The organism is Blautia sp. AF17-9LB, from assembly GCF_003479185.1.
GTDB classification, from domain to species: Bacteria; Bacillota; Clostridia; order Lachnospirales; family Lachnospiraceae; genus Fusicatenibacter; species Fusicatenibacter saccharivorans.
Genome location: NZ_QUGU01000007.1, coordinates 37285 through 53964 on the forward strand (window position 1 = coordinate 37285; position 16680 = coordinate 53964).

Consider the following 16680-nt stretch of genomic DNA (forward strand, 5'->3'; position numbering starts at 1 on the left):
AAAGAAAAGACAATTAAATATCGATGTGTAAGGTGTCGGACATACGTGTCCGGTGAAAAGGGAAGCAGGTGTGAATCCTGCACGAACTCGTCACCGTATTTTGCAAGCAGGGGAATGATCCACTGGGAAACCGGGAAGGAGACCGATGCGCTGGAGTCAAATCCTGAAGCAATGAGCCGGGAGACCTGCCTTTCGCAGTACAGGAACGTTACGTTCGTGCCACGAGGAACTGGCAGTACAAAACAGGAAAGCGGACATTTGCCCCACAGCGGGTGAGATGGTTTTCTTTGTGATAAAAATACTGGAAGCCCCTCGTTGAAAAACGAAAGGGCTTCTTTCTATTTACGCGGGCAACGAGCCAAAGTCCGTGCTTGCACGAGACCTTAGCGACTGCCGCGATAACTTGAGAAACTCGCGGAGCGTGTTTCTCATAGTTTGAAATGTAAAACGTCCCCGATATTGGTTGTTGCAAAGATACCAGCAAATGGGAGGAAAACAAAAATGAAAAAGAAACTTGTAGTCGCTTTAATTTCAGCAGCTATGGTAACATCTATGCTCGGCGCATGCGGAAGCAGCAACGCATCCAGCAGCAGCGCAAGCAGCACAGCAACAAGCAGCGTAAGTGCATCTTCCGCATCTGAGGAAGACACCACAGCAGCAAGCAGCAGCGTAAGCGCATCTTCTGCATCTGAAGAGGTATCCGCAGATGCAGACCAGGAGGCAGCAGATAAAGTGGCAGCTTTGATTGACGCAATTTATGTACAGGAAAGAAATGATAACACCGACGAGCAGTGCAAAGAAGCAAAAGAGGCATGGGATGCCCTGACAGACGCACAGAAAGAACTCGTAGAAGGTGAGAACGCAGATCCGGATTACTTCGGAAGAGACACAGGGGATGCTTCCAAGGATGATCCGTTAAACGGAGACGAGATCGGCGAGAATGAGCTTCTGGTTGTAAGCTTTGGTACTTCCTTCAACGACAGCCGTGCTGAGGATATCGGAGGCGTTGAGAAAGCTCTGCAGGCTGCATATCCGGACTGGTCCGTAAGACGTGCCTTCACTGCACAGATCATCATCAACCATGTACAGGCCCGCGATGACGAGAAGATCGACAACGTAGATCAGGCACTGGAAAGAGCTGTAAGCAATGGCGTGAAAAAACTGATTATTCAGCCGACTCATCTGATGCACGGCGCAGAGTACGACGAGCTGAAAGAAGCAGTAGATAGCTATAAAGATAAATTTGAGTCCGTAACCATCGCAGAGCCGCTGCTTGGCGAGGTTGGAAGTGACGCTACCGTAATCAACGAGGACAAACAGGCCGTTGCAGAAGCAATCACGGCACAGGCAGTAAAATCTGCAAATTATGACAGTCTGGATGCAGCAGCAGAGGACGGCACTGCTTTCGTATTTATGGGACATGGTACTTCCCACAATGCAAAAGTAACTTACAGCCAGATGCAGACACAGATGGATACTCTTGGATACAAAAACGTATTCATCGGAACCGTTGAGGGCGAGCCGGAAGAGACCGCCTGCGAGAATGTGATCGAGGCAGTAAAAGCAGCCGGATACAAGAAAGTAATTCTTCGTCCGCTGATGGTTGTTGCAGGTGACCACGCAAACAACGATATGGCAGGCGAGGATGAGGATTCCTGGAAGAGCCAGTTTGAGGCATCCGGTGCATTCGATGAGATCAACACTCAGATCGAAGGTCTTGGAAGAATTGATGCTGTTGAGCAGCTGTATGTACAGCACACCAAGGCAGCTATGGACGGCAACGGCGTTCAGGACGATGCTGAATAATTAGGGGTTGTATTCCGAACGTAAAATAGAGTAAAATAAGATCCGGCAGTACGGCTGAAGAGACTCAGTGTGCTGTCGGATTTTAAGTTGAGCGGATGAAAAAGATCCGCTTCAAGGTGATACAAGGAGGAATTTTATTATGAGAAAAAAATTGGCAGTTCTTTTTCTTGGAGCAGCACTGACTGTATCCATGCTCGGCGCATGTGGCGGAAAGGATGCAGCGTCATCTTCTGCATCTGCAGTATCTGCGTCTTCTGCGGCAGACGCATCTTCCGCTTCTGTACAGGATGCATCTAAGGCAGAGAGCAGTACATCCACATCAGATGTTTCAGCAGAAAGCGCATCGGCAGCGGAGACTGCAGGAGAAAGCAGCGCATCAGAGCTGGAAGACGGTACGTATACGGCAGACTTCAATACAGACAGCAATATGTTCCATGTCAATGAAGCAAAAGAAGGAAAGGGTGTCCTGACGGTAAAAGACGGAAAAATGACCATCCACGTCAGCCTGGTATCCAAAAACATTGTCAATGTCTTTGTGGGAACAAAAGAAGAAGCACAGGCAGACGGCGCAGAGCTGATCGAGCCGACCACAGATGAGGTAACGTATTCTGACGGAACCACAGATGAAGTGTACGGCTTTGATATCCCGGTAGAAAAACTGGACGAGGATTTCAATGTTGCGATCATTGGTAAAAAAGGAACCTGGTATGATCATGTAGTCAGCGTATCCAATCCGGTACCGCAGGAGTAATCCCGGAAGAAAACAAAAGATATCCACAGAAGGCGAACCATTTTGCACCGTCTGTCCACAGAAATTGTGGAAAGAGAGGGGAAAAGCGGTTCGCCTTTGTGGATATCTTTTCTTATTTTTCCGGAAACAGTTTGCGGAACAGAAAACGGATGAAGGGTCCGCAGTACATGAGCTGCCAGAAGAAGGCAACCGGGAAGTTTAAAAACGTGGTCTGGAGCCAGACAGCAACGAATTCCTTTCCGGCATTTTTAAACAGCAGCGTTGCAATAAAACTCATAATCGGACACATAATAGCAATAATCATAATGGAAATTGCCAGCGTGATTACGATCGGACGATCCTGCGGTGTTACCATGCAAAAAGCTAATTTGTGAGCCAGATGATCCACGAGGAAAAACTCGAGGATAAAAGCGGCCGGCCACATGATTATCATCTCGTGAAACGCCATCAGAAAGACCTGATTTGTCATTCCGCCGATGTTCATGGAAATGTTGTAGCAGATCATGGCATAGACCATCAGAAAGGACATCATGAGGGTAAATACAACGTTTTGAAATTTTGTTTTTGGCATCGATTGTTCTCCTTTTCTTTGCAATTTTGAAAAATGGGCGCAAAAAAGACACATGTGTTGTTCGTTAACCAAGCAATGCACTTGTGCCGTTTCCAATCTGATACCAATCTTTTCTGCAGTTTTTAATTTTGAACCGTCGATTATTATAACGTCTCTGGCGGCGTTTGGCAAGAGGAAATTGAGAAATTTTTAAAAAAGACAGATAAACAAGAAAATTCGATGCGTGCTGGAAGCACGGTTTGGCGAATGGTGCGGGGAACGGCACCGGCGGGAAAAAGAATGGATTGCGAAACGGGAGCGGGATTGCTACAATAGAACATAGTGAAAACAAAGAGAAAACGCAAAAGGAAATCAATATTATGTCAGAGATCAGAAAAATCGAAAACTTTGCGGCGCCGGAGCTCGACGTGTATGCGCGTCTTTCAGAACCGCAGTTATTGCACTATTATGAACCGCAGCCAGGCCTTTTTCTTGCGGAGAGTCCGCGTGTCATCGAGCGTGCGCTGGATGCCGGATATGAACCGGTTTCGTTCCTTGCCGGAAGCGCAGAGCTTGCCGCAAACGAAGCACTCTTTGCGCACTGCCCGGACGCGCCGGTCTATACAGCAGAGACGAAGGTGCTGGAACAACTCACAGGCTTTGCCCTCACGCGCGGCATGCTCTGCGCGATGCACCGCCGCACGCTTCCGGCTATGGAGGAAATCTGCCGGAATGCCCGCCGCGTGGCGATTCTGGAAAATGTCGTGAACCCGACGAATGTCGGTGCGATTTTCCGTTCTGCCGCCGCGCTTGGCATCGATGCCGTGCTTCTCACATCAGGCTGCAGCAACCCGCTGTACCGCCGCGCCATCCGCGTGAGCATGGGAAATGTCTTCCAGGTCCCATGGACCGTGCTGCCAGGCGGCAGTTACTGGCCGGAGCAGGGAATTGCTGCACTGCAGGAACTTGGATTTTATACCGTTGCGATGGCATTAAAAGAAGACTCCGTTCCGATGGATGATCCGTCGTTGAAAACGCATGAAAAGCTCGCCATTCTGCTCGGAACCGAGGGTGACGGACTGGCAAGTGATACGATCGCTGAAACAGATGCAACCGTGCTGATTCCGATGACACACGGTGTGGATTCACTGAACGTCGCTGCGGCGAGCGCTGTCGCATTCTGGGAGCTGGCGGGAAGAAGATAAAGATGTTCCGTCGGTACCGGAGATTACGGAATAAAAATAGGATCAGAGATAGATTTTCGGGATGCATATTTTGATGCATCCCTTTTTGAATTTATGAATTTTGAAATTCCTTCCGATACATCTGCGGCGTACATCCCACTTTGCTTCGGAACTGCCGGTTGAAGTTGGAAAGGTTGCGGAAACCATTGTCGTACGCGATTTCGGACACACTCCGCGTCGTACTGCGCAGCGCCTCGCAGGCGGCTTTGATCCGAAGCTGTGTCAGATATTCAACGGCCCCGAGTCCGAAGGTCTGCTTAAAACAGCTCATAAAATAGCTTTTGCTCAAATGCGACAGCCTGGCAAGTTCCTCTATGGTAATCGGGTCGGCGAAGTGCTCCTGGATATAGGCGAGCACAGGCCGCAGGTTTTCAGCAGCCGCAGGCATGGCGGGACGATCGGTGCAGAGTTCCGGCGATGCGGCGAGCAGATAGAAGAAGCGGAGCAGCTCACTTTTCAGCAGAAGATCGGAGACAGCAGAGTTTTCACGGATGCAGCGGAAAATCTGATGGACGGATGCAGAAAGTGCAGCATAACCGGAATGTTCGGGTGAAATCGGTGCCTGGATGCGGCGCCGGGCGGAGAAAAACGGCTGCAGAATTTCCGTGTAGCTGCGGTCGTCATACCCGCCGATCAGCATATTCTGGTGGAAAACAATCGTATCATAAAACATCGACTCCTGCTCGGCGGGCAGAATGGCATGTACGAGGTTCGGCTGAATCAGAAAAATATCACCGGCATGCGCCGTAAGCAGACGGTCCTCATACTGAAAATACCCCGTTCCGCGTTTGATATAATTCAGCTCCATCTCCCCGTGCCAGTGCAGCGGTACGCCGGGAAAATAGTCGGGCATCCGGCAGTCATAATAACTGTAGGGAACCTGCATGGAGCCGTGCTGGCGTTTTTCTTTCGCAGCAGAAAGCATCATAAAATCATCCTCCAAAAAGCATGTCCGTAAAATGCCGGAAATGGCAGAGCGCGGCATGCATAAAATCATAGAATAGTATTAGAATGAAATAGGAAATTACTGGTATTTCAGCGGATACAGTAGTAATATATCATATAGAAACACTTGCTGCAACGACGAAAATACAGCAGAAATAAGAGCGAAAGAGGAAAAGAAAAAATGTCAAAATGGTTAGATAACGCAGTATTTTATGAGATTTACCCGCAGTCCTTCAACGACACCAACGCCGACGGAATCGGAGATTTCCAGGGTATCATCGAAAAATTAGACTACATCAAGGAACTGGGCTGCAACGCCATCTGGATCAACCCGTGCTTCCTGTCCCCATTCGGTGATGCAGGATACGATGTCGCAGATTACTGCCGCGTTGCACCGCGCTACGGAACGAATGAGGATCTGAAGAGAGTTTTCGAAGAGGCACACAAACGTGACATGCACGTTCTGCTCGACCTGGTTCCGGGCCATACATCTGTTGAGCATCCATGGTTCAAAGAATCCATGAAAGCAGACCGCAATGAATTTACAGACCGCTACGTATGGACCAATAACGTATGGGAAGCACCGGAAGGAATGGGAAGCCTGCGCGGCATTTCCGAGCGTGACGGCGCCTGCGCCATCAACTTCTTCTCCAACCAGCCGGCCCTGAACTACGGCTTTTATCAGCCGGATCCGGAAAAACCGTGGCAGCAGTCCTTTGATGATGAGGGACCGCAGGCAACGCTGGCAGCGATGGAAGATGTCATGAGATTCTGGCTGAACATGGGCTGCGACGGCTTCCGTGTCGATATGGCGGGCTCTCTGGTAAAGAACGATCAGGAAGGCAAAGGAACCATCCGCCTGTGGCAGCAGGTACGGAAATTCCTCGACGCCGAGTTCCCGGATGCAGCCATGGTATCCGAGTGGGGCGAGCCGGACAAATCCTTACAGGGCGGCTTCCACATGGACTTCCTGCTTCACTTTGGACCGTCCCATTACAACGATCTGTTCCGCTGCGATGAGCCATTCTTCTCCAAACGCGGAAAAGGAGATATCTCTGAGTTTGTAGAGACCTACAAAACCAACTACAATAAGACCGCACAGAAAGGCCTGATCTGCATCCCGTCCGGAAACCATGATATGGACCGTCTGGCACGCCGTCTGCAGGGGGATGAGCTGAAAATTGCTTTCGCTTTCCTTCTTTCCATGCCAGGTGCGCCGTTCATCTACTACGGTGATGAAATCGGTATGCGCTACGTCGAAGGCCTGAAATCCGTTGAGGGCGGATACAACCGCACCGGTTCCCGTTCTCCGATGCAGTGGGATGACAGCACCAACGCAGGATTCTCCAGCGCACCGGCCAGTGACCTCTACATCACCATGGACCCGGGCAAAGACCGTCCGACCGCCAAAGCACAGATGGCCGATCCGGATTCCCTGTACCACGAAGTTAAAAAACTCATCCAGATTCGCCAGAGCAGCAAAGCACTCTTAAGCCGCGGAACCATCGAGTTCGTTTATGCAGAGAAAAACCAGTATCCGCTGGCATACGTCCGTGAGGCTGAGGGTGAAAAAGTCCTCGTTATCATCAACCCATCCGACAAAGAGCAGTCCTTCCCATACAGTGCAGAGCTGAAGGATGCCCTCTACACGATCGGAGGAAAAGCAGAATCCAAAGACGGAACCATCACCATCCCGGCACAGTCCGCAGGATTCTATCATATCTGATCGAAAATAAAAATGACAGGGAGATCCAATCGAATTTTTTCGGAGGATCTCCCTGTTTTTAAATATGATACACTCTCAGCTCATGCAATGCCCTGGTCGCTGCAATATACTGCGCCTGCATCATTATCTCCCGTTTCTCGTCCTTCGGGAAAATAGAGAACACCTGATCAAACTCCAGCCCTTTCGCCAGATAAAATGTGGTAACCGTCAGTCCTTTCTTAAAACTGGAGCTGTCACGGTTCAGCCAAGAAAGCCGCTTTTCACAGTCAAAATCTTTTTCTGCCAGAATCTCCCGCAAAATCAAATAAGCCCGTTCCGCCGTCTTCTCATCCGGTACAATCACCGCCGCCGTCTCATACGTTTTCTCATCTGGAAACAGCGTATCCACTGCCTCCCGCAGAGCCGCCTCAAGATCCGTGACATCCCGTTCCAACACCGGCATTCCGTGCCGTTCAAACAGCTCCAGATCCGTCACGCCAATGAGATTTGCCGCATACGACGCAATTTCCACCGTATTCCGGTAACTCTTCCGCATCTCAATCCGCCGCAGATCCTTCCCGAAAATCCCCGGTAAAAACTGCAGTACATCCTGCTGCTGATCCGCCATCGTCTGCGCCCGGTCGCCGAGAATCGTCATCTTACAGGAAAACATCCGCCGGATAATCAGATACTGGAGCCGCGAATAATCCTGCATTTCATCAATCACCAGATGCTTAATATTCGACCGCTCCGCCTGCCGCGACAGGCGGTACTTCAGATACAGAACCGGATACACATCCTCATACCGCAGTTTCCGCTTCTCCAACGGCCGCCGCGGCAGCGTCTGATATCCCTCTTTCTTCAGAAAACGATTGTAGAGAACATAAAAATCCATCGTCTCATACATCTTCTGGAATTTTTCGATGAGCGGAATCCGCTCCTCCTCCGGCAGATCCCGGTTCAGCAGCGTCTCGATCTCGTCAATAAACGTCTCCGCCACCGCATCCATCCGCGAGAGCAGCGGAATATCCGCAAACTTGTCATAAAACAGCGTAATAATCTCCGATTCTGACTTCACAAACGACTTATACGAAACGTCTGAGAAATTCATCAGCTCGTCCTCAAGCTCCAGCGCAAATCCCTCCATCTGGTCCACAAACGCCTGCGACTGTTTTAAAGCAAACCGTTCTGCGGCTTTTGGATCCCGCATCTCCCGCTCAATCTGATCACAGCGATCCTCACAGTCCGCCGCCGTGTCCTGTAATTTGCGGTAAGCAAAGAGATCAAAACTCATCTCCTGAATATTCTCCTCACCGAGCTCCGGCAGAATATGTGAAATATAATCCGAAAATACCCCGTTCGGCGATAAAATCAGAATATTCGAAGACTTCAGATTCTGTCTGTCATGATACAAAAGGTAGGCAATCCGATGCAGCGCCACCGATGTCTTGCCGCTTCCCGCCGCTCCCTGAATTACCAGAATCCGGTCCTTCGTATTGCGGATGATCGCATTCTGTTCCTTCTGAATTGTGCGGATAATATTTTTCAGCTGTACCTCGCCGTTGCTGCCAAGCTCCGCCTTTAAAATATCATCATCAATTTTCACATCACTCTCAAATCCGTAAATCATCTTTCCATCCCGGATCTTATACTGCCACTTGGAACAGATTTCCCCTGTCATCTCGCCGCCCGGCGCCAGATAGGAAGCCGGCCCGCGGTCAAAATCGTAGAAAAGACCGCTGACCGGGCTTCTCCAGTCGTAAATCAGCGGCAGCTCGCCCGGCCGCTCCGCAAAATTGCCGATGCCGATATAGAAAATTTCCGGCTCATCATCCCCGTCATAGCGGAAATCCACACGCCCGAAGAACGGAGAATCCAGCATTTTCCGGAATCGGCTCCGCAGAAGAAGCTGCTCCTGATTCGCATTCACCTGATGCAGCAGTGCCTGCTGATTGTCGTAATCCTCATATCCGTACTGGTCCATCTCGGTATAGTTCTGCCAGTAATAATCGTGCATATTTTCAATCTCTTTCTGTCCGTCCAGCAGAGACTGGCTGATCTCGGCAAGACGCGCCTGCAGCTTTTCCAGCACAAAAGAAAGATATTCCTGTCCGTTTTTCTGGTCTGTCATAAAAGGAAACCTCCTCTTAAAAATATAATGTCGAGTGCCGGAAAACCCGGCTGATCTTATCAGTATAGCAGACAGGCACGTTTCCTGCAATTCAAACATAAAATAAAGAAAAATCCCCTTTGAGGTGCCGCTTTTCTTGGAACCCTTTTTAAAACCACTGTCTGCACAGGAAGAAAAAAGCTGTCTGGATGCGTATCAGAGGGGCGATACAAAAGCCAGAGACATTCTGGTCGAGCGGAATCTGCGCCTGGTCGCGCACGTTGTGAAAAAGTATCAGGGCCTGCCCGATGATCTCGACGATCTGATTTCCATTGGAACGATCGGCCTCATCAAGGCGGTGATGACATATGATTCGAAAAAAGGAAACCGGCTGGCCGCATATGCCGCCCGCTGTATTGATAATGAGCTGCTGATGTATCTTCGGAGCAAAAAGAAAACGGCACGGGAGATTTCCCTCTACGAGCCGATCGGAACCGACAAGGAGGGAAATGAGATCCATCTGCTCGACATCGTGGAGGGCGGCGGGGAGGATATCGCGGAACAGTACAACCGGAAAGAGGACGCGGTGCGGCTGTACTGTTATCTGGATTCGGAATTAAAAGAGCAGGAAAAACAGGTGCTTCTTCTCCGGTACGGCCTTGGCGGAAAAGCAGAATACACACAGAAACAGGTCGCTGCCCGGCTTGGCATCAGCCGTTCGTACGTGTCGCGGATCGAGAAGAATGCAATTGAAAAGTTGCGGTTACGGTTTGCCGCTTCGTAAATGCTTGACATTTCAAACGGACTGCTTCTATAATAAAGGGTAAGGAAATCAGGTGCAGAAAAGGTTTCCTTATCCTTACTTTTTCGAACAAAAATCAAAGATAATATCTTCCCGGTGTTCTTGCCGGACATTTTCCCAAAATGAAAAATAAATAGGAACTATACGACCTGCTACTGAAAGAAAAGGAGGTTTTCTTTGTATTGCAGTGTATTATCAGCCACCGTCTCGGGCATGGAGATGATTCCGGTGCAGGTGGAGGCGGATGTCAGTGACGGCATGCCGCAGTTTACGATGGTCGGCTACGTGAGTGCCCAGGTAAAGGAGGCGCAGGACCGCGTGCGGACAGCCCTCAAAAACATGGGAATTTCCCTGCCGCCGAAACGAATTACGATTAATTTATCCCCGGCGGACGTCCGAAAAGAAGGATCGCGTTTCGATCTTCCGATTGCAGCGGGCGTTCTGATGACGCTCGGCCGGATTCCGCCCGGGTCACTCCGGAAAACGATGGTGCTCGGCGAACTCGGCCTTGACGGCCATGTGCAGGAGATCAGCGGTGTATTTCCGGCAGCGGCGAAGGCGCGGGAGCTTGGATGCACAACGCTTCTTGTTCCAGCCGGAAATGCCGCGGAAGGGGGTCTGGTCGGCGGGCTTCACGTCGTTGGAATCCAGAATTTACAGGAGCTTTTGAACTACTGCTGTGAAGGGAAAATGCCGTCGCTTCCGTCTATAGAAAATCAAAAGAAGGAGGACGGAAAAGAGCCGGACTTTTCCGAAGTGCAGGGCCAGACGGCGGCGCGGCGGGCGGCGCTCATCGCTGCGGCCGGATTTCACAATCTGCTGATGCTGGGGCCGCCGGGCAGCGGAAAATCCATGATCGCAAGGCGGATTCCGACGATCATGCCTCCGATGTCTGAGGAGGAGCAGATGGAAGTAACGCGGATCTACAGCATCGCCGGAATGCTTGCCAAAGGAGAGGGTGTCCGCCGGGAGCGGCCCTTCCGTGCTCCGCATCACACGATGTCGCCGCAGGCTCTTGCAGGCGGCGGAAAACAGCCGTCTCCGGGCGAAATTACGCTGGCACACCGCGGCGTTCTCTTCCTTGATGAACTCCCGGAGATGACGCGCACAACCATTGAGATCCTGCGCCAGCCGCTCGAGGAGCACCGGATTGTGATTTCCCGTGTCAGCGGAAACTATGTGTTCCCGGCGTCATTTCTGATGGTGGCGGCAATGAACCCCTGCCCCTGCGGCTTTTACCCCGACTTATCGCGCTGTACCTGCGCACCCGGCGACATCAGCCGGTATCTCTCGAGAGTCAGCCAGCCGTTCCTCGACCGCATGGATCTCTGCGTGCAGGTGGAAGCACTTTCCTACGAGGATCTGCACGGCGAGGAGCGGTGCGAATCCTCGGCCAGGATGCGGGAAAAAGCGACGGCAGCGGCGCAAATTCAGGCGGCGCGCTACCGGCAGGAGTCGATTCATTTCAATAGCGAACTGAAAGCAGGCCAGATCGAGAAATACTGTATCCTGGAAAAGGCAGCGGAAGAGCTTTTAGAGGATGCCTTCCGCCGCCTGCGCCTCAGCGCGCGTTCCTACCACGGGATTATCCGCACCGCGCGGACAATTGCGGATCTGGACGGGGCGGTCAAAATCGGCGTGCCGCATATCAGCGAGGCGATCTGCTTTCGGAGCGCCGACAAAAGTATATGGAGGATCTGACGTATGGCGATGGAAATCTTTACAGTCGGCCGCGGGCAGGAGGGCTATCCGGAGCGGCTTATGCCGTTCGCGGACATGCCGTCCCGCCTTTTCGTGCGGGGCGCGCTGCCGGCGGATGAGCAGAAAACAGCGGCGATTGTGGGCGCGCGGATATGTACGGCGTACGGAAAGAGCCAGGCGGCCTTTTTCGCGCAGGTGCTGGCGGCAAACGGCGTGGCGGTGATCAGCGGACTGGCGTGCGGAATCGACGCGGCGGCGCACGAGGGGGCACTGCGCGGAAAGGGAAAGACGTTTGCCGTGCTTGGCTGCGGTGTGGATATCTGCTATCCGAAACAGAATTACCCGCTGATGCGGCGGATGCTGGAAAACGGAGGCGGTGTCTTAAGCGAATTTCCTCCGGGCGCAGAGCCGCTTCCGTGGCATTTCCCGATCCGCAACCGCGTGATCAGTGCGCTGGCAGATGTCGTTCTGGTAATTGAGGCAAAAGAGAAGAGCGGCTCGCTCATTACGGCGGACTACGCGCTGGAGCAGGGAAAAACGGTATTTGCCCTGCCCGGACGGACAACGGATGCGACAAGCCGCGGCTGCAACCGCCTGATCGCGCAGGGAGCGGAAATTGCGATTTCACCCGAAACGATTCTCGAGGAGCTGGGCGTGAAAAAGGCCGGGACAAAAAGAGCCGCACCGCGTCCGCGCTATGGAAAAGAGGCGGAAATGGTTCTGAAAACACTCGCGGCAGAACCGCAGAATCTTGCACAGCTTGCCGGCAGCACCGGAATCCCGCTGCAGGAGCTGACCGGCATTCTGCTGGCACTCGAAATTGACGGCGTTATTGCGGAAAATCCGCCGGGCGTGTACATGGCGTTATCGTAAAAGGGACGAGGAAAAGAAAGGTTTTGTGATATTCCGCCCGGTGCACAATTATAATAGAAGAAAAAGAAAAAAGGGGGCTCTTCTGCGCCGCGTGCATGTCTGAAAAAGGAAAAAGAAAAGAAAAAAATCAGGAAAAATCGTTAAAAAATTGAAAAAATCCTGTTATTTTGTCGGGAAACATCGAAAAATGGTACATTTTAAAAATGGAAAACACTTGCAAGAAAAAACTTTTTGGTGTATAGTCAGTGGAAGTTACGACTAATTTAGGAATTATTCTGGAATTTGTAATGATGCAGAACTATGCGATATGAAAAACGCAATATAGATCTGGACAGTTATAAAAATATGTATTCAGGAGGCATCAGAGGTGGCAAAATATCTTGTAATAGTGGAATCACCGGCAAAAGTCAAGACGGTGAAAAAGTATCTCGGGGCAAATTACGAAGTTGCAGCATCTATGGGCCATGTGCGCGATCTGCCGAAAAGCCGGCTTGGAATTGATGTAGAACATGACTTTGAACCAAAATATATCACCATCCGCGGAAAAGGAGAGCTTCTGGCATCTCTTCGAAAAGCCGCAAAAAAAGCAGATAAAGTTTATCTCGCAACTGACCCTGACCGCGAGGGAGAGGCAATTTCCTGGCATCTGTCGATTGCGCTGAATCTCGATGAGAACAAGATGCGCCGCATCACCTTCAACGAGATCACAAAATCAGCAGTCAAAGCGTCGATCAAACAGGCACGCGACATCGATATGAACCTGGTGGACGAGCAGCAGGCGCGCCGCTGCCTCGACCGTATGGTAGGTTATGAAATCAGCCCATTGTTATGGAAGAAAATCAAACGCGGACTTTCCGCCGGCCGTGTGCAGTCCGTTGCACTGCGCATCATCGGCGACCGCGAGGATGAGATCAATGCGTTCATTCCGAAAGAATACTGGACACTGGAAGCAGATCTGAAAATTCCAGGCGAGAAGAAACCGCTCGTCGCAAAATTCCACGGAAAAGGCAGTGAAAAGATGGCGATCGAGACGAAAGAGCAGCTCGATGAAATCTTAAAGGGACTGGAAAATGAGACCTTTACCGTATCCGAAGTGAAAAAAGGAGAGCGTTCCAAGAAAGCGCCGCTTCCGTTCACCACGAGTACCCTGCAGCAGGAAGCATCGAAGGTGCTGAACTTCTCCACGCAGAAGACGATGCGTCTGGCGCAGCAGCTCTACGAGGGCGTGGAAGTAAAAGGAAAGGGAACGATCGCTCTGATTTCCTATCTGCGTACCGATTCTACACGAATCAGCGAGGAGGCCGATGCGGCAGCACGTTCCTTTATCCAGGAGCAGTACGGCACAAAATATACCGCAAGCGGGGACACGACGGAGAATAAAAACAGCAAGGCACAGGATGCGCACGAGGCCATCCGTCCGACCGATGTGACGAATACACCGGTAATGGTAAAAGAATCCCTGCCAAGAGATCTGTTCCGCCTGTATCAGCTGATCTGGAAACGCTTTGTGGCAAGCCGCATGCAGCCGGCCGTCTATGAGACAATTTCCGCACGGATCAATGCAGGAGAGTATCTCTTTACAGCAGCTTCCTCCCGTCTGGCATTTGATGGTTTCATGTCCGTTTACACCGATCCGGATGAGGAAAAGAAAGAGAAAAACGCCGCTGTCCGGAGTCTGGAGGCAGGAACGGAGCTGGCACTGGAAAAGATGGATCCGCAGCAGCACTTCACACAGCCGCCGGCACACTACACCGAGGCATCCCTTGTCAAAATGCTTGAGGAACTCGGCATCGGCCGTCCAAGTACGTATGCGCCGACCATCACAACGATCATCAACCGCCGTTACGTGGCAAAGGAGAACAAGAACCTTTACATGACAGAGCTCGGCGAGGTGGTCAACAACATGATGAAAGAGGCATTCCCGAGCATCGTGGATGTCAACTTTACGGCAACGATGGAAGCTCTGCTCGACAGGGTTGGAGATGGAAGTGTTCCGTGGAAGACAGTAGTCGAGAACTTCTGGCCGGATCTCTATGAGGCGGTCACAGAGGCAGAAAAGAACCTCGAAGAAGTTAAGGTAGAGGATGAGGTGACGGATGTCATCTGCGAGAACTGCGGCCGCAACATGGTGGTCAAATACGGCCCGCACGGAAAATTCCTCGCCTGCCCGGGATTCCCGGACTGCAAGAACACGAAGCCGTATCTGGAAAAGATCGGTGTTCCGTGTCCGAAGTGCGGAAAAGAAGTGATCCTGCGCAAGACGAAAAAAGGACGGAAATATTATGGATGCGAAAACAATCCGGAATGCGATTTCATGTCCTGGCAGAAACCGTCTGCCAAGAAATGCCCGCAGTGCGGCGGCTATATGCTGGAAAAAGGCAATAAGCTGGTCTGCGCGGACGAGCAGTGCGGATATGTAGAAGCACGCGAAAAGAAAGACGAAGACTGAGAATGACAAAGCGGTCTGTACTGGTGAAAAACTGGTGCAGGCCGTTTTTTTGCTTATCGAGGCGGAAAAACAGGAAGATCCGAAAAAATTTAGCATGAATTTTTATAAAATTTATAGTTTTCTGAAAAATATATTGATTTCCGGAAAACTACATGATAGAATGAGCTTAGTTTTAAGGGTTGTCTGAAAAAGGCATCAGTGTGCATTTTTTTCGGCGGATACGCAAAAAAAATGCAGAAAATAAAGAAAGGAGAAGAACATGAGCGTACAACTGCTGGATAAAACCAGAAAAATCAACAAACTGCTTCATAACAATCACTCCACGAAGGTCGTGTTCAACGATATCTGTGAAGTCCTGATGGAAACGTTAAGTTCCAATATCCTGGTGATCAGTAAAAAAGGAAAAGTGCTGGGCATCAGCCTTTGCCCGGGCGTGGAAGAAATTACGGAGCTGATCGAGGATAAGGTGGGCGGTTATGTCGATGCCGCATTAAACGAGCGTCTCCTCGGCGTACTCTCCACAAAAGAGAACGTCAATTTACAGACCCTCGGCTTTGAGCGGCCTGGTGTAGAGCGCTACACCGCAATTATCTGCCCGATCGAGATCGCCGGAGAACGCCTTGGTACCGTATTTATGTACCGCTGCACCCCGCAGTACGATATCGACGATATCATCGTCAGTGAGTACGGCACAACCGTTGTCGGACTGGAAATGATGCGTTCCGTCAACGAGGAAAATGTGGAGGAAAACCGCAAGGTTCAGGTGGTTAAATCCGCATTCAACACGTTGTCCTTCTCCGAACTGGAAGCCATCATCCATATCTTTGATGAACTGAACGGGGATGAGGGCATTCTGGTTGCAAGCAAAATTGCAGACCGCGTCGGCATCACAAGATCCGTCATTGTAAATGCCCTCCGCAAATTCGAGAGCGCAGGCGTCATCGAGTCCCGTTCCAGCGGTATGAAGGGAACGTATATCAAGGTATTAAATGATTATATCTTTGATGAACTCGACGAGATCAAAGCAAGAAAGAACCTGAAAGGAAAGGGCGATGCCCATCCGGACGAGGCGAAAAAATAAAAAAGTGGAATGTAGAAAAGAATCGGAGCCGTTTAAGAATGGCGCCGTTTCTTTTTGTGCAAAAAAGCATTCGTGGAGCGGAAAAAAATGGTATCATTCCCGTTTTTAGGAATAAACTATAATTAGATTCTAAAGAGAGTATAAAATATGAAAAAGTTGCCAAAATAAGAAAAAACGAGAAAATAAGAGAAATTAAGAGCTATCATGAGAAAAAAAAAGAGAATTACAAAATTCATGCATTTGCGAAATGAGGTGGAAAACACTATAGTAAGAACCATCAAGTAGCACTCGAATGAACTGAGTGCTAATAAATAAAACTGAATGAAATCTTGAAGGAGGAAACATAAATGAAGTTAGTACCTTTAGGTGACAGAGTTGTATTAAAAGAGTTAAAAGCAGAGGAAACCACAAAATCCGGTATCGTACTTCCGGGACAGGCACAGGAGAAACCGCAGCAGGCTGAGGTTATCGCAGTAGGACCTGGAAAAGTAGAAGACGGCAAAGAAGTAAAAATGGAAGTTGCAGTCGGAGATCAGGTAATCTATTCCAAATATGCAGGAACCAACGTCAAACTGGAAGACGAAGAGTACATCATCGTAAAACAGGATGATATTCTGGCAGTTGTAAAATAAAGAATAATCAAGTAAAAATCAGGAGGCATGA

The 16680-nt window shown here is 50.3% G+C and carries 13 protein-coding genes and 1 riboswitch; of the genes, 10 read left to right on the forward strand and 3 right to left on the reverse strand.

Features of this window, described 5'->3' with window-relative positions; all coding sequences use genetic code 11:
- Positions 1 to 13: 13 nt before the first annotated feature.
- Positions 14 to 207: riboswitch (cobalamin riboswitch) on the forward strand.
- A 294-nt stretch (positions 208 to 501) separates the two neighbouring features.
- Both DWX00_RS08960 and DWX00_RS08965 read left to right on the forward strand, forming a co-directional pair.
- Complete coding sequence (locus DWX00_RS08960; protein ID WP_117761012.1) at positions 502 to 1806, forward strand: sirohydrochlorin cobaltochelatase; 1305 nt, start codon at positions 502 to 504, stop codon at positions 1804 to 1806.
- Positions 1807 to 1945: 139 nt separating this feature from the next.
- The gene (locus DWX00_RS08965) at positions 1946 to 2557 is read left to right on the forward strand and encodes a hypothetical protein (RefSeq protein WP_022462174.1); all 612 of its coding nucleotides are present in this window, start codon (positions 1946 to 1948) and stop codon (positions 2555 to 2557) included.
- 112 nt (positions 2558 to 2669) lie between these two features.
- On the opposite strand, the gene DWX00_RS08970 is transcribed toward DWX00_RS08965, so the two are convergent.
- Positions 2670 to 3128: a DUF2798 domain-containing protein gene (locus tag DWX00_RS08970; RefSeq protein ID WP_022462175.1), complete on the reverse strand. Its 459-nt coding sequence runs from the start codon at positions 3126 to 3128 to the stop codon at positions 2670 to 2672.
- 359 nt (positions 3129 to 3487) lie between these two features.
- On the opposite strand from DWX00_RS08970, the gene DWX00_RS08975 reads away from it, so the two are divergent.
- Positions 3488 to 4312, forward strand: a complete 825-nt coding sequence (locus tag DWX00_RS08975) for a TrmH family RNA methyltransferase (protein WP_022462176.1) — start codon at positions 3488 to 3490, stop codon at positions 4310 to 4312.
- Positions 4313 to 4403: 91 nt separating this feature from the next.
- Here DWX00_RS08975 and DWX00_RS08980 read toward each other — a convergent pair whose 3' ends face one another.
- On the reverse strand, positions 4404 to 5279 hold the full coding sequence (locus DWX00_RS08980) for an AraC family transcriptional regulator (RefSeq protein ID WP_158568545.1): 876 nt from the start codon (positions 5277 to 5279) through the stop codon (positions 4404 to 4406).
- A gap of 198 nt (positions 5280 to 5477) precedes the next feature.
- Between DWX00_RS08980 and DWX00_RS08985 the strand changes: the two genes are divergently transcribed.
- On the forward strand, positions 5478 to 7022 hold the full coding sequence (locus DWX00_RS08985) for an alpha-amylase family glycosyl hydrolase (protein WP_117761016.1): 1545 nt from the start codon (positions 5478 to 5480) through the stop codon (positions 7020 to 7022).
- A 58-nt stretch (positions 7023 to 7080) separates the two neighbouring features.
- On the opposite strand, the gene DWX00_RS08990 is transcribed toward DWX00_RS08985, so the two are convergent.
- A complete protein-coding gene (locus DWX00_RS08990; protein ID WP_118595078.1) occupies positions 7081 to 9132 on the reverse strand; it encodes a HelD family protein in 2052 nt (683 codons plus the stop codon).
- Between the two features lie 136 nt (positions 9133 to 9268).
- Between DWX00_RS08990 and sigK the strand changes: the two genes are divergently transcribed.
- The 6 genes from sigK (at position 9269) to groES (ending at position 16649) form a co-directional block, all read left to right on the forward strand.
- Positions 9269 to 9895: an RNA polymerase sporulation sigma factor SigK gene (gene sigK, locus DWX00_RS08995; protein ID WP_022462180.1), complete on the forward strand. Its 627-nt coding sequence runs from the start codon at positions 9269 to 9271 to the stop codon at positions 9893 to 9895.
- 195 nt (positions 9896 to 10090) lie between these two features.
- Positions 10091 to 11614, forward strand: coding sequence for a YifB family Mg chelatase-like AAA ATPase (locus DWX00_RS09000; protein WP_117509525.1), 1524 nt, complete (start codon positions 10091 to 10093; stop codon positions 11612 to 11614).
- Between the two features lie 3 nt (positions 11615 to 11617).
- On the forward strand, positions 11618 to 12487 hold the full coding sequence (dprA, locus tag DWX00_RS09005) for a DNA-processing protein DprA (protein WP_022462182.1): 870 nt from the start codon (positions 11618 to 11620) through the stop codon (positions 12485 to 12487).
- Between the two features lie 367 nt (positions 12488 to 12854).
- Positions 12855 to 14936 carry a type I DNA topoisomerase gene (topA, locus tag DWX00_RS09010; RefSeq protein WP_055227381.1) on the forward strand — a complete coding sequence of 694 codons (2082 nt, stop codon included), beginning with the start codon at positions 12855 to 12857 and terminating at the stop codon, positions 14934 to 14936.
- Between the two features lie 259 nt (positions 14937 to 15195).
- Positions 15196 to 16017: a GTP-sensing pleiotropic transcriptional regulator CodY gene (codY, locus tag DWX00_RS09015; protein ID WP_022462184.1), complete on the forward strand. Its 822-nt coding sequence runs from the start codon at positions 15196 to 15198 to the stop codon at positions 16015 to 16017.
- Positions 16018 to 16364: 347 nt separating this feature from the next.
- On the forward strand, positions 16365 to 16649 hold the full coding sequence (gene groES, locus DWX00_RS09020; RefSeq protein WP_022462185.1) for a co-chaperone GroES: 285 nt from the start codon (positions 16365 to 16367) through the stop codon (positions 16647 to 16649).
- Positions 16650 to 16680: the final 31 nt, after the last annotated feature.

Excerpts from the sequence above, each read along its gene's own strand:
- DWX00_RS08960 (WP_117761012.1), top strand. The coding sequence starts at position 502 with ATGAAAAAGAAACTTGTAGTCGCTTTAATTTCAGCAGCTATGGTAACA.
- DWX00_RS08965 (WP_022462174.1), top strand. The coding sequence starts at position 1,946 with ATGAGAAAAAAATTGGCAGTTCTTTTTCTTGGAGCAGCACTGACTGTA.
- DWX00_RS08970 (WP_022462175.1), bottom strand. The coding sequence starts at position 3,128 with ATGCCAAAAACAAAATTTCAAAACGTTGTATTTACCCTCATGATGTCC.
- DWX00_RS08975 (WP_022462176.1), top strand. The coding sequence starts at position 3,488 with ATGTCAGAGATCAGAAAAATCGAAAACTTTGCGGCGCCGGAGCTCGAC.
- DWX00_RS08980 (WP_158568545.1), bottom strand. The coding sequence starts at position 5,279 with ATGATGCTTTCTGCTGCGAAAGAAAAACGCCAGCACGGCTCCATGCAG.
- DWX00_RS08985 (WP_117761016.1), top strand. The coding sequence starts at position 5,478 with ATGTCAAAATGGTTAGATAACGCAGTATTTTATGAGATTTACCCGCAG.
- DWX00_RS08990 (WP_118595078.1), bottom strand. The coding sequence starts at position 9,132 with ATGACAGACCAGAAAAACGGACAGGAATATCTTTCTTTTGTGCTGGAA.
- dprA (WP_022462182.1), top strand. The coding sequence starts at position 11,618 with ATGGCGATGGAAATCTTTACAGTCGGCCGCGGGCAGGAGGGCTATCCG.
- codY (WP_022462184.1), top strand. The coding sequence starts at position 15,196 with ATGAGCGTACAACTGCTGGATAAAACCAGAAAAATCAACAAACTGCTT.
- groES (WP_022462185.1), top strand. The coding sequence starts at position 16,365 with ATGAAGTTAGTACCTTTAGGTGACAGAGTTGTATTAAAAGAGTTAAAA.